Origin of the sequence: Pseudomonas sp. NPDC079086, from assembly GCF_044542155.1 — a bacterium.
Classification (GTDB): Bacteria; Pseudomonadota; Gammaproteobacteria; order Pseudomonadales; family Pseudomonadaceae; genus Aquipseudomonas.
Window position 1 is genome coordinate 1,708,182 of record NZ_JBITTY010000001.1, and the last position, 11,737, is coordinate 1,719,918.

Below are 11,737 nucleotides of genomic sequence, written 5' to 3' on the forward strand. Positions count from 1 at the left end.
CAAAGGAGTGCGGCATGCCCTGGCAACAGTTGTTGAGCCCTCAGCCCCGTTTGCCCAGCGCGAGTCTGGAGGAGTGGTACGCCAGTCTGCTGGAGCGTTTGGGGCCAGTAGCGCCCCTGCAAGTGGCTATGCTCGGTGGCCGTTTTGCGGCTACGCCGGGCTTGGCCTTTCTGGCCGGCTACCAAGGCGCGTTGCGCGCACTCTGGCCAGCCGCGCCCTGGACGTTGGGCGCGTTATGCGTGACGGAGAATCGCAGCACGCGACCGGCCGACATGAGCACACGCATCAGTGCGCTGGTGCTGGATGGGCGCAAAGATTTTGTCACCGCTGCCGATGCCGCTGATTGGCTGCTGGTGGCCGCCCGTGAGGATGAACCCGGGCAGCCTGTGCAGTTGGCCGTCGGTGTCGTGCGCAATGGTGCGCCAGGTGTGCGCATCGAAACATTGCCCGCGTTGCCGTTGATGCCGGATATCGGTCACGCCCGCCTGCACCTGGATCACGCGCTGTGCGAGTTGCTGCCCGGCGATGGCTGGGATGCCTACGTCAAACCTTTTCGCAGCATCGAGGATTTGCATGTACTGGCTGCGCTTACCGCCTGGCTGTATGGCGTGGGCCAGGACAATGCTTGGCCGCAGCCGCTGCTATTGCGCCTGCTGGGCCTGCTGGCAGGGTGTGCGGAGGCGACTCGCCTGTGTCCGAATACGCCGAGCAACCATCTGCTGCTGGCAGGGTTGTTTGCCCAGTTCGCCGCACTACGGCCTGATATCGACACTGCCATGACGGCCGGCCCCGCCGAATGGGCGGCGCTGTGGCAGCGCGATCGCAACCTGCTGGAGATCGCCCGCACGGCGCGTGAGAAGCGTCTGGAGAAGGCGCTGCAGACGCTGGTCTGAATACTAGAGGCGCAAGGCCTGCTGTAGCGCCGCGCTGCGTGGATCGCCGGCGTCGCTGACCAGGGCATAGTTGTAGCCGGCGCGTGACCAATAGCGGGCCTGCAAGGGGCCGTCTGCGCGTTCGCCGCTGGGCATGTTGGCGTACAGCGCCCCGGGCTCGCGCAGGTAGAGGCTGATGCGTCGGCCCTGAGCATCCTCGAACAGCAACAAGGCGGCTGCTCCCTGCTCGGTGGTCAGCAGCCGCGCGCCGACTGCCTGCAGGCCCTGGGCGGCGAGGTCCGGCAGAGGCGTGGCCTGGGCGAAGTGTCCGGCCAGCCAGCGCTGCAGCTCGGCCGGCTGGCTGACTTTCACATCCACCATGGCGGCTTTGTCGAGGGCAAACAGGCGATGGGCCTCCAGGGCATCCTGCATCGGCGGGTTGGTGGCCAGCAGGGTCTGGTTGCGCGCCTGCCAGCCGCCCAGGCCGCCCAGGCCGATGGCCAGCACCAGGGTGGCCGCAGTGGCCAGGCCGCGTTGCCGGGCTGCGCGCTGGCGGCGGCGAATGGCCAGCGGGTCGAGCCTGCTGTTGGCGGCCAGCGGCTGCAGGTTGGCCAGGGCCGTGCGCAGAGCCAGGGTGTCGCGCCGCCAGCCAGCTACCTGCTCCGCCACGGCGGGGTTGGCGGCCAGATAGGCTTCTACGGCGTGACGCCGCTCAGCTGGCAGGCGATCGTCGAGGTAGGCGTGCAGGTCGTCTTCGCTGGGCTGCATAGGGGTCATTTCAGTCTCCGCAGGGCGGGCAGGGGGCTTTTGCCGTCACTCAGGGCGCGCAGTGCCTTGCGCGCTCGCGACAAGCGCGACATTACCGTGCCAATGGGAATATCCAGGCTGTCGGCGGCTTCCTGGTAGCTCAGGCCTTCGACGCTGATCAGCAACAGCAGGGCGCGTTGCTCGGTCGGTAGCTTGGCGAAGGCATCCAGGGTGGCATGGGCGATGATCACATCGTCAAGGGTCGTGGTTTGCGGTTCTTCCTCATGACCGAACAGGCTGAGCCAGCGTGCGTGGCGTTTGGCGCGGCGCTGGCTGTCGAGAAACTGGCGATAGAGGATGCTGAACAACCAGGCGCGCAACTCGCCGTCCGGGCGTTTGCTGCGCCACCGCGACAGCGCGCGCTCCAGGCTGGCCTGGACCAGGTCGTCGGCGCTGGCCGGCTCGCGGGTCAGCCAGAGGGCAAAGCGGCGCAGGCGCGGTAGCAGTTCGCGCAGCTCGTCGTCGTCAATCATCGTGGACTCGTTCGGCAGGTGCAGGGGCGATTGTCCGCTGCTCATGCAAGGAAGACGCTACAGGTTGAACTTTATTCCACGGCGGCGGGAATAAAGTTCGCGGGGCTGCGTCCCACAGGCTCAATGATCGGCCGCAAGGCCCTGGAGTCCTGTTCATGAGTCAACCCTCCCTGCCCTGGTCGCGCCAGCTCGGGCGCCTGTCGCTGATTGCCCTGAGCGTGGCGACGCTGGCTGGCGGCTTTGCCTATGCCGCCGGCTGGCTCGATCCGCAGCGCCTCTCGCCGCAGCGCTTTGTCGACAGCTTCGAAGCTAATTCTGGCGTCCACCCCGGCTACCGCCGGGTCCATGCCCGAGGCCTGTGCATCAGCGGTTATTTCGAGAGTCAGGGGGCGGCGGCCTCGCTGTCCAGCGCCGCGGTGTTTGCCGCCGGGCGGGTGCCGGTCAGTGGCCGGTTGTCCATCGGTGGCGGCAACCCGCATGCGGCCGATACCAGCGTGCCGGTGCGCAGCATGGCGCTGCTGTTGCAGCAGGAAGATGGCCAGCAATGGCGCATGGCGATGAATACGCCGCCGGTGCTGGCGGTGGGCACGCCCGAGGAGTTTTTCCAACAGGTGCAGGCGATGCGTCCGGATCCGGCCACCGGCAAGCCGGACCCGCAGCGCATGCAGGCGTTCTTCGCCGCTCATCCACAGAGCGCGGCCTTCCGCCAGTGGGCGCAGCAGCATCAGCCGAGCAGCAGTTTTGCCAGCACCACCTTCAACAGCATCAATGCCTTCTATCTGGTGGACGCCGCTGGCCGCCAGCAGGCGGTGCGCTGGTCGATGCTGCCGGCGTTGGCGCCGCAGCCGCTGGGTAGTGCGCCAATGGCTGACGATGGCTTGCAGGTGGACCTGCGCGAGCGTCTGGCCGCCGGACCGGTACGCTGGACCCTGCGCCTGACTCTGGCCGAGGCAGGTGATGCAGTAGACGATGCCACGCGCCAGTGGCCAGCCAACCGCCGACACATCGATGCCGGCCAACTGGTGATCGAGCAGGCCAGCGATCAGCTGGACGGTGAATGTCACGCGGTGAACTTCGATCCGCTGATTCTGCCCAGCGGTTTGCGGCCCTCGGCGGACCCGATCCTGCTGGCGCGTTCGGCGGCCTATGCCGAGTCCTTCAAGCGCCGCATCCGCGAGGGGACGCCCAGCGCCAGCCACGGAGAGCATCCATGAACTACGCCACCTACAGCCTTCCCGCTCGTCTGCTGCATTGGCTGATGGCGCTGCTGATCCTGGCCATGCTGTTCATCGGTGTCGGCATGGTCAGCAGCCTGGGGCCCTGGCAGCACCGCCTGGTGAGTTTGCACAAGGGTGTCGGGCTGGTGCTGCTCGGCCTGATGCTGTTGCGCGTGGTTATGCGCCTGCGCCAGTCGCCGCCCGCGCTGCCGGCGAACATCCCGGCCTGGCAGCAACGCCTGGCGCACTCCGCCCATGGTCTGCTGTACGGCCTGATGCTGGCTCTGCCACTGCTCGGCTGGGCCATGCAGTCGGCGGGCGGTTATCCGCTGGTGGTTCTGGGCTGGACACTGCCTGCTATCGCTCCGCAGGATGTCGACCTCTATGCCGGGCTGCGCCGTGCTCATGGCTGGTTGGCCTACCTGCTGTTCGCCAGCATCCTGCTGCACGTGGCCGGAGCGTTGTTCCATGGCCTGATCCGGCGTGACGGGGTGTTGGCCAGCATGCTGCGGGGCAGGGCGCGTTAGCCCATGGCGAAGGGTTGCCCTGCTTGATCCAGGTCAGTGAAGCAAGAGTGGGCTTCGGCTATGGTCACCGCGCATTTTTCTGTGAGGTTTCCATGCGACGCGAGCCCATAATGCTGTTCGATAACGGCGAGCATCAGTGCATGATGTTCGATGACCTAGTGAGCGGGGAGGGCGTGCAGTCCAACCAGTTTCTGATCACCGATAACGAGCAGTACCTGTTGCTGGATCCGGGCGGCGACTTGACCTACACGCCGCTGTCGCTGGAGTTGTCCAAGCACATTCCCGTGCAGGACCTGACCTACATCTTCGCCTCGCACCAAGACCCAGACATCATCGCCTCGCTGGACAAGTGGCTGCTGCACACCCGTGCGCGGGTGATCTGCTCCAAGCTCTGGGCGCGGTTTTTACCGCACCTGACGGCCAACTATTTGGCGTTGAGTCATGGCATCAATACCTTTGACCGGATCATCGCGCTGCCGGATCGCGGCCAGTCATTTGCCCTGGGTAAATGCATGCTTAAGGCTGTGCCCGCGCATTTTCTGCATTCGGTCGGTAACTTTCAGGTTTATGACCCAGTGAGCAAAATTCTCTTCTCCGGCGACATGGGCGCTTCGATGGTCGATGACGCGCACCCGGTCACCGATTTCGTCAACCATGTGCCCAACATGCTCGGCTTCCATCGGCGTTACATGGCCGGTAACAAGGTGTGCCGTTTGTGGGCGGCGATGGTGCGTGAGATGGATGTGTCGATGATCGTGCCGCAGCATGGTCGGCCCTTTGTCGGCGCGGAAATGATCAACGCCTTCCTCTACTGGATCGAGAATCTGGAATGCGGCATGGACTTGATGGGACCTGACGATTACCGGCTGCCGAAATAGTGCGTGATCATTTGATGGGCAGAACGATCAGCTGAGGTACGCAACGGGTGTGCAGAAAATGGTGGGAGGGGCTTTAGCCGCGATTGAGCTGCTAGGACCTTAATCCAGCTATATGGGCTTTGCCGAATGTCCCGGATCATGCACTGACGTTTCGCGCCGAATCACGGGATAAAGCGGCGCGTTCGGCGCTGTTGGATGTCATCCGCGCCATGCTAGGGTGCCGCCTTCGATCTCAGCAGAGGCGGCTTTATGTCCCTGAATACCTTCCCCGCACGGCGGCTGATGCTGGCGTGTGCTTTCGCCCTAGGCTGCGCCACGGCGCAGGCCGAGAACTGGCCCGGCAGCGACTGGGACAGCCAGTTGGCTGCACCGAGCAGCGCGCTCAGCGAGCTGGAGCACTACGCCTTCCCAGCCCGTGACGATGTCACACGCAAAGGCGTGCGCACCGATGCCCTGCTGGTGATCCGTGATGGCCAGGTGGTCTACGAGCGCTACGCAGCGCCCACCACGGCAGCGACTGCGCACCTCACTTGGTCGATGGCCAAAAGCCTGCTGGCCACCACCTTGGGTGTGGCATACGGCGAGGGGCGCTTTCGTCTGGATGCCCCGGTGGCCGACTACTACCCACCGTTTGCCGCCCATCCACAGATCAAGGTCGGGCATTTGCTCAACTGGGCCTCGGGCTTGGACTGGCAGGAAGACTACGAATACGCTCCGCTGAAATCGTCGGTGGTGGCCATGCTCTACACCCGTGGCCGCTCAGACATGGCCGCCTTCACCGCCGCGCACAGCGCCGATGCCGCGCCGGGTGCGCGTTTTCGCTATTCCAGCGGGGACAGCAACGTACTGGCCGCCGCGTTGAAGAACATGGTCGGTGCCGAGGCCTATGCCGACTACCCCTGGAAGGCGCTGTTTGAACCGCTGGGCATTACCAGCGCCGTGTGGGAGCGCGATGCTGCCGGCACCTTTGTCGGTTCTTCCTATGTGTACATGAGCGCCCGCGACCTGGCCCGTGTCGGCCTGCTGATGCAGCACGAGGGTCGCTGGCGCGAGCAGCAGTTACTGCCCAAAGCCTGGGTCGACTTCAACCGCACGCCGTTTGCCAACTACCAGCCGCAAGCCGACAAGCCTGGCGAAGCGGTGCCCGGCGGCCAGTGGTGGCTGAATGCGGCGGTGGCCGGCGCGAGCAGGCCCTGGCCGGATGCGCCGGAGGACACCCTGGTGGCGTCCGGGCACTGGGGGCAGGGGCTGTATGTGATCGCCAGTGAGAACCTGGTGATCGTGCGCTATGCCGATGACCGCGATGGCAGCTTTGATCGCAACCATTTCCTCAAACTGGTTCTCGCCGCGATGGCCGATGAGGTGCAGCCATGATTCGTCGTCGTCCGTTCAGCAGCCTGTTGCTACTTATTCTGCTATTGCTCGCCGCCTTGGCCTGGCAGAACCGCGCACACCTGCAAGCCTTCCCTGGGATCATCGGCGCGTACTCGGCCAAGGAATATTGTTCGTGCCGCTATGTGGCGAACAATCCGGCCGACTACTGCGAGGCGTATGTGGCGCAGTATGTTTCGCTCTCCGGCTTTTTTGATGACCAAGCTAATAAGCGTGTGACGGCGCGCGGCTTGGGCAGTACCCAGAGTGCGCAATGGTTGGGTGAACGGCAGGGCTGCCAGTTGTTGCCGGAGGCAGCGCCGCTACCTGACGCCTGAGTGGCTTGCGGTAGATCTGCCAGGGTTTGCAAGGCTCTGCCAGGCGGCTATGGTGGCGACTCCCTTTCACTGGCGTGAGACGCAATGTCCAGAGTGAACTGTCATGCCCGATAACGTCTTTCCCTGGCGGCGCGGCAATACGCTGACGCTGCTGATCGACGGGCCACAGTTCTTTGTGCAGATGTTGGCGCGCATCAATGCGGCGCAGCAGCAGGTCGAGCTGGAACTCTACCTGGTAGAAAGTGGAACCTGTAGCCGTACCTTGCTGGATGCGCTCTGCGCTGCGGCGTTACGCGGTGTTGCGGTGCGCTGTCTGTTTGATGCTTTTGGCTCGCAAGGCCTCTTAGCGGTTGATCGACAGCGCCTGCTTACCGCCGGTGTGCAGGTGCAGTGGTACAACCCGCTGCGCTGGAAGCATGGCTTGGGTAATTTTCACCGTGATCACCGCAAGCTGTTGCTGGTCGATAAGCAGTTTGCTTTTGTCGGTGGAAGTGGCGCGACCGATGATTTTTGGCAGCCGGATCAAGCCAGCAGCCGCTGGCACGAGGTCATGGTGGAAATCGCCGGGCCGCTGGTCATCGACTGGCAACAACTGTTCGAGCGTCAGTGGCAGGCGTGTCAGGCCTGGGTCGTCTGGCGACCGCGCATGCCGTTGCGTTTGAAAAATCTGCCAGCATTACCGGCTTTAGGCCTGGGGCTGGGACGCGTTGCCTTTGCGGATGCTCTTCAGCATCGCGATATTCTGCTTTCACTGGTGCGTGCGTTACGCGGGGCCAAGCAACGTATTTGGCTAGCCACACCTTATTTTCTGCCGACCTGGCGCGTGCGGCGTACCTTGCGCCGTGCTGCTAAGCGGGGGATCGAGGTGCGTCTGCTGCTAGCTGGGCGACACACCGATCATCCTCAGGTGCGCTTTGCAGGTCAGCGCTATTACGCCAGCTTGCTCAAGGCTGGGGTGCGTATTTTCGAGTACCAGCCGCGCTTTCTACATTTGAAAATGGTACTGGTGGATGGCTGGGTCAGCGTCGGTTCCTGCAACTTCGACCATTGGAACCTGCGCTTCAACCTGGACGCCAATCTGGAGGCGCTTGACCCCGTGTTTACCGCCAGCGTTGCGGCAAGTTTCCAGACGGATTTTGTCGAGAGTGATGAAATCACCCTGGCGGACTGGCGCGCGCGGCCATGGTGGCGGCGTCTGCAGCAGTCGATCTGGGGGGCGCTGGATCAGTTGCTGGTCAACCTGCTCGATCGTCGTCGCTAGCCCGCACTTTTGTCTGGTGTAGGCCGAGCAGGGCGCGGTTATGCTCGGCCGATAACTCCAATAAGGATGCTGTCGATGCGTGGTCTGCCCTGGCTTGCGATGCTGCTGTTGGTTGCCTTGAGTGGTTGCTCGACCCCCGGCGCGTTTTTTGGTGCAACCCAGGGCGAAGCGTTCCGCGAGCATGTGCTCAGCGATGACAACCATGCGCTGGTCTACTTGTACCGGCCGCAAAGCGACTGGGCCGATCAGGAGCTGGAAGCCCCCGCGCTGTTTCTGAATAACGCGCGCATCGGCAGCTTACCGAGTAATGCCTATTTGGTGCTGGAGTTCGATATCGCCAGTTACCAGCTGGAGATGCGCCGGCCGTTGTTCGGTACGCACTGGACCTTTTTCGCCGACGGCCCGCTGGACTTCACCCTGATCAGCAGTTTCACTCTGGATGCCGAAGCAGGCGGTATCTACTACCTGCGTTATGACGAACTTAACCCGCCGCCGGTCAATGAACAGGCGCCCAGCCAGGGCGATGGCCCGCTGCAACTGGTATCCCGCGAAGTGGCAGCGACAGAAATCGACGCCACCCGTGAAGCCCAGCCCTTCGAACAGATTGCCGCCAGCGGTGAAACCGAGCGTATGCAGCGCAGCTTCTGGCGCAAGGTTGGCAAGTCGCTGGACAAGATCGGCATCTGAAACGTAACGGGCCAGCGCAAGGCTGGCCCGTTACCGCAACGTGAGCATGGCCATTGCGGCCATGCATCGATCCTTTTAGATCAGTTCAACCGCTACAGCTGTAGCTTCGCCGCCACCGATGCACAACGAGGCAATGCCGCGTTTGCCGCCGGTGTTTTTCAGCGCGTTGATCAGGGTCAGGATAATCCGCGAGCCGGTCGAACCGACCGGATGGCCCTGGGCACAGGCGCCGCCGTAGACGTTGACCTTGGCGTGATCCAGGCCGTGCTCACGGATGGCCAGCATGGTGACCATGGCGAAAGCTTCGTTGATTTCGAATAGGTCGACCTCAGCCTTGTCCCAACCGGTTTTCTTCAGCAGGTTGCTGATCGAGCCAATCGGCGCGATGGTGAACTCGCTCGGGTCCTGGCTCTGGGTAGCGTGCGCGACGATCTTCGCCAGCGGCTTGAGGCCACGCTTGGCGGCTTCTTCGGCGGTCATCAGCAGCAGCGCCGAGGCACCGTCGGAGATCGAGCTGGCGTTGGCCGCGGTGATGCTGCCGTCCTTGCGGAAGGCCGGCTTCAGGCTGGGGATTTTTTCCAGGTTGGCGTTCAACGGCTGTTCGTCATCCTTGACCACGACTTCGCCCTTGCGGCCGCTGACGGTGATCGGGACGATTTCCGCATCCAGCGCACCGCTGGCGATGGCGGCCTGCGCGCGTTTCAGCGACTCGATGGCGTAGGCGTCCATCTGCTCACGGGTGATGCCGTACTGGTCGGCGGTTTCCTGGGCGAAGGAGCCCATCAGGCGCCCGGTGCGCGCATCTTCCAGGCCGTCGAGGAACATGTGGTCCTTGATCTCGCCATGGCCCATACGCAGACCCGCGCGGGCCTTAGTCATGATGTAGGGCGCGTTGGACATGCTTTCCATGCCGCCGGCGATCATCACGTTATTGCTGCCGGCCTTGAGCGAATCAAACGCCATCATCACTGCTTTCATGCCCGAACCGCAGAGCTTGTTGATCGTGGTACAACCGGTGGCGGCGGGCAGGCCGGCGTTCAGCGACGCCTGGCGGGCCGGGCCCTGCTTCAGGCCGGCCGGTAACACGCAGCCCATGATCACTTCCTGCACGTCGGCAGGGGCAATGCCGGAGCGCTCAACTGCCGCGCGAATGGCGGCCGCACCCAGGTCAACCGCAGCAATGCTCGACAGGCTGCCTTGAAAACCACCCATCGGCGTACGTGCGCCGCTGACGATGACGATATCGGACATCGGGAAACTCCTCGTTTTTGTAGTAGATCGCAGGCCAAACACATCGAATGCGAGCCACCGATTCTACTGCGTGACTAAAAATGCCCAAAGAGTCACGCGGAAAATCATTCTTTGGGCTGATTTGACTATGCGTCGAGCTCTCTAGATTGGCCGCACTGAAGAAAGCCAACAATAGGTACCGCCATGCTGCAGACCCGTCTGATTGCCCCCGCTGACAACGCTCACCAAGCACCGCTGTTGATCAAGCGCCTGCTGCTGTCCGGCATCCGCTACGAGAAAACCCGCGAAATCGTCTACCGCGATCAGTTGCGCTACAGCTACGCGACCCTTAACGAGCGCGTGGCGCGGCTGGCCAATGTGCTCACCGAAGCCGGGGTCAAGGCCGGTGACACTGTGGCCGTGATGGATTGGGACAGCCACCGTTACCTGGAGTGCATGTTCGCCATTCCGATGATCGGCGCGGTGCTGCATACCATCAACATCCGCCTATCGGCCGATCAGATTCTCTACACCATGAACCATGCCGACGATAAGTTCGTGCTGGTCAACAGCGAATTCGTACCGCTGTACAAAGGCATCGAAAGCCAGCTGACCACGGTGCAGAAGACCATCCTGCTCACCGATGCAGCCGAGAAAACCGGCGATTTGGGCGGCCTGGTCGGTGAATACGAAAACCTTCTGGCCGCCGCCAGCCCGCGCTACGACTTCCCGGATTTCGACGAGAACTCAGTCGCCACCACCTTCTACACCACCGGCACCACCGGCAACCCTAAGGGTGTGTACTTCAGCCATCGTCAGCTGGTGCTGCACACCATGGCCGAAGCCAGCGTGCTGGGCAGCCTGGACAGCATCCGTCTGCTGGGTACCAACGACGTGTACATGCCGATCACCCCGATGTTCCACGTGCATGCCTGGGGCATTCCTTATGTCGCGACCATGCTGGGAATCAAGCAGGTCTATCCCGGTCGTTATGAGCCAGACATGCTTTGCCGTCTGATCAAAGAGGAGAAGGTGACCTTCTCCCATTGTGTGCCGACCATCTTGCAGATGGTATTGGCCGCGCCAGGTGCTCAGGGCCACGATTTCGGCGGCCTGAAGATGATTATCGGCGGCAGCGCGCTCAACCGTTCGTTATATGAGGTCGCCAAGGCTCGTGGCATCCAGTTGACCGCCGCCTACGGCATGTCGGAAACCTGCCCGCTGATCTCCTGTGCACATATCAATGATGAGCTGATGGCCGGCAGCGAAGATGAGCGCACTACCTACCGGATCAAGGCCGGCGTGCCAGTCCCGCTGGTTGAGGCTGCGATCATGGCCGCCGATGGCACCCTGTTACCGGCCGACGGCGAAAGCCAGGGCGAGCTGGTGCTGCGGGCACCATGGCTGACCCAAGGTTACTTTCGCGAGCCGGAGAAGGGCGCTGAATTGTGGGAACACGGCTGGCTGCACACCGGTGACGTGGCGACCATTGACGACTTCGGCTTTATCGATATCCGCGACCGCATCAAGGATGTGATCAAGACAGGTGGCGAGTGGATTTCCTCCCTGGAATTGGAAGATCTGATCAGCCGTCATCCTGCGGTACGTGAGGTAGCGGTGGTGGGCGTGGTCGATCCGCAGTGGGGCGAGCGGCCGTTTGCCCTGTTGGTATTGCGCGAAGGCCAGAGCCTGGATGCCAAGGGCCTTAAGGAACATCTCAAGCCTTTTGTCGACCAGGGCAGCATCAACAAGTGGGCGATACCATCGCAAATTGCCCTTGTTACCGAAGTTCCCAAGACCAGCGTCGGTAAGCTGGATAAGAAACGTATTCGCCTGGATATCGTCCAGTGGCAAGCCGCCGGCAGCCCGTTTCTATCGACTGTTTAAAGCGTTGGGCTAAGGGGGAGGCGTAAGCCTCGCCCCTTGAGGTGCTTGCCTTGCAAGATCGCTAAAGCCCATTGGATAAAGGCTTTCAGACAGATATGCAGGGTTTCCCTGAGTGGTTAGTGTCACGTTGCAGGGTGTTCAGTTCGCGTCAAACTAGGTCGTTTTTGGTGACTGGCTAGTCAAACAAGC

Annotated in this window: 12 protein-coding genes; 9 read left to right on the forward strand and 3 right to left on the reverse strand. The window is 62.6% G+C overall.

Annotated features, from left to right (window positions below; all coding sequences use genetic code 11):
- Positions 1-14: 14 nt before the first annotated feature.
- Positions 15-893: an acyl-CoA dehydrogenase gene (locus tag ACIGEK_RS07990; protein WP_397492760.1), complete on the forward strand. Its 879-nt coding sequence runs from the start codon at positions 15-17 to the stop codon at positions 891-893.
- A gap of 3 nt (positions 894-896) precedes the next feature.
- Here ACIGEK_RS07990 and ACIGEK_RS07995 read toward each other — a convergent pair whose 3' ends face one another.
- On the reverse strand, positions 897-1,649 hold the full coding sequence (locus ACIGEK_RS07995) for an anti-sigma factor family protein (protein WP_397492761.1): 753 nt from the start codon (positions 1,647-1,649) through the stop codon (positions 897-899).
- Positions 1,646-2,152: a sigma-70 family RNA polymerase sigma factor gene (locus ACIGEK_RS08000; RefSeq protein ID WP_397492763.1), complete on the reverse strand. Its 507-nt coding sequence runs from the start codon at positions 2,150-2,152 to the stop codon at positions 1,646-1,648. The genes ACIGEK_RS07995 and ACIGEK_RS08000 overlap by 4 nt, the downstream gene beginning before the upstream one ends.
- Positions 2,153-2,307: 155 nt before the next feature.
- Here ACIGEK_RS08000 and ACIGEK_RS08005 point away from each other — a divergent pair, with 155 nt between their 5' ends.
- The 7 genes from ACIGEK_RS08005 to ACIGEK_RS08035 all read left to right on the forward strand — a co-directional run bounded on the left by ACIGEK_RS08005 (position 2,308) and on the right by ACIGEK_RS08035 (position 8,431).
- Entirely contained in the window at positions 2,308-3,366 is a 1,059-nt protein-coding gene (locus ACIGEK_RS08005; protein ID WP_397492764.1) for a catalase family peroxidase, read from the forward strand.
- Positions 3,363-3,896: a cytochrome b gene (locus ACIGEK_RS08010; protein WP_397492765.1), complete on the forward strand. Its 534-nt coding sequence runs from the start codon at positions 3,363-3,365 to the stop codon at positions 3,894-3,896. Before ACIGEK_RS08005 ends, ACIGEK_RS08010 begins: the two co-directional genes overlap by 4 nt.
- 92 nt (positions 3,897-3,988) lie before the next feature.
- Positions 3,989-4,774: an MBL fold metallo-hydrolase gene (locus tag ACIGEK_RS08015; protein ID WP_397492766.1), complete on the forward strand. Its 786-nt coding sequence runs from the start codon at positions 3,989-3,991 to the stop codon at positions 4,772-4,774.
- A 282-nt stretch (positions 4,775-5,056) separates the two neighbouring features.
- Complete coding sequence (locus ACIGEK_RS08020; RefSeq protein WP_397493108.1) at positions 5,057-6,148, forward strand: serine hydrolase domain-containing protein; 1,092 nt, start codon at positions 5,057-5,059, stop codon at positions 6,146-6,148.
- On the forward strand, positions 6,145-6,483 hold the full coding sequence (locus tag ACIGEK_RS08025; protein WP_397492767.1) for an amidase: 339 nt from the start codon (positions 6,145-6,147) through the stop codon (positions 6,481-6,483). Before ACIGEK_RS08020 ends, ACIGEK_RS08025 begins: the two co-directional genes overlap by 4 nt.
- A gap of 103 nt (positions 6,484-6,586) precedes the next feature.
- Positions 6,587-7,744 carry a phosphatidylserine/phosphatidylglycerophosphate/cardiolipin synthase family protein gene (locus ACIGEK_RS08030; protein WP_397492768.1) on the forward strand — a complete coding sequence of 386 codons (1,158 nt, stop codon included), beginning with the start codon at positions 6,587-6,589 and terminating at the stop codon, positions 7,742-7,744.
- Positions 7,745-7,819: 75 nt separating this feature from the next.
- Positions 7,820-8,431: a DUF2846 domain-containing protein gene (locus ACIGEK_RS08035; protein ID WP_397492769.1), complete on the forward strand. Its 612-nt coding sequence runs from the start codon at positions 7,820-7,822 to the stop codon at positions 8,429-8,431.
- Positions 8,432-8,506: 75 nt separating this feature from the next.
- On the opposite strand, the gene ACIGEK_RS08040 is transcribed toward ACIGEK_RS08035, so the two are convergent.
- The gene (locus ACIGEK_RS08040; protein WP_397492770.1) at positions 8,507-9,682 is read right to left on the reverse strand and encodes a thiolase family protein; all 1,176 of its coding nucleotides are present in this window, start codon (positions 9,680-9,682) and stop codon (positions 8,507-8,509) included.
- A 183-nt stretch (positions 9,683-9,865) separates the two neighbouring features.
- Here ACIGEK_RS08040 and ACIGEK_RS08045 point away from each other — a divergent pair, with 183 nt between their 5' ends.
- Complete coding sequence (locus tag ACIGEK_RS08045) at positions 9,866-11,548, forward strand: fatty acid--CoA ligase (RefSeq protein ID WP_397492771.1); 1,683 nt, start codon at positions 9,866-9,868, stop codon at positions 11,546-11,548.
- The last annotated feature ends 189 nt before the right edge of the window (positions 11,549-11,737 follow it).

Excerpts from the sequence above, each read along its gene's own strand:
- ACIGEK_RS08010 (WP_397492765.1), top strand. The coding sequence starts at position 3,363 with ATGAACTACGCCACCTACAGCCTTCCCGCTCGTCTGCTGCATTGGCTG.
- ACIGEK_RS08045 (WP_397492771.1), top strand. The coding sequence starts at position 9,866 with ATGCTGCAGACCCGTCTGATTGCCCCCGCTGACAACGCTCACCAAGCA.
- ACIGEK_RS08020 (WP_397493108.1), top strand. The coding sequence starts at position 5,057 with ATGCTGGCGTGTGCTTTCGCCCTAGGCTGCGCCACGGCGCAGGCCGAG.
- ACIGEK_RS08025 (WP_397492767.1), top strand. The coding sequence starts at position 6,145 with ATGATTCGTCGTCGTCCGTTCAGCAGCCTGTTGCTACTTATTCTGCTA.
- ACIGEK_RS08035 (WP_397492769.1), top strand. The coding sequence starts at position 7,820 with ATGCGTGGTCTGCCCTGGCTTGCGATGCTGCTGTTGGTTGCCTTGAGT.
- ACIGEK_RS08005 (WP_397492764.1), top strand. The coding sequence starts at position 2,308 with ATGAGTCAACCCTCCCTGCCCTGGTCGCGCCAGCTCGGGCGCCTGTCG.
- ACIGEK_RS07990 (WP_397492760.1), top strand. The coding sequence starts at position 15 with ATGCCCTGGCAACAGTTGTTGAGCCCTCAGCCCCGTTTGCCCAGCGCG.
- ACIGEK_RS08040 (WP_397492770.1), bottom strand. The coding sequence starts at position 9,682 with ATGTCCGATATCGTCATCGTCAGCGGCGCACGTACGCCGATGGGTGGT.
- ACIGEK_RS07995 (WP_397492761.1), bottom strand. The coding sequence starts at position 1,649 with ATGACCCCTATGCAGCCCAGCGAAGACGACCTGCACGCCTACCTCGAC.
- ACIGEK_RS08030 (WP_397492768.1), top strand. The coding sequence starts at position 6,587 with ATGCCCGATAACGTCTTTCCCTGGCGGCGCGGCAATACGCTGACGCTG.
- ACIGEK_RS08000 (WP_397492763.1), bottom strand. The coding sequence starts at position 2,152 with ATGATTGACGACGACGAGCTGCGCGAACTGCTACCGCGCCTGCGCCGC.
- ACIGEK_RS08015 (WP_397492766.1), top strand. The coding sequence starts at position 3,989 with ATGCGACGCGAGCCCATAATGCTGTTCGATAACGGCGAGCATCAGTGC.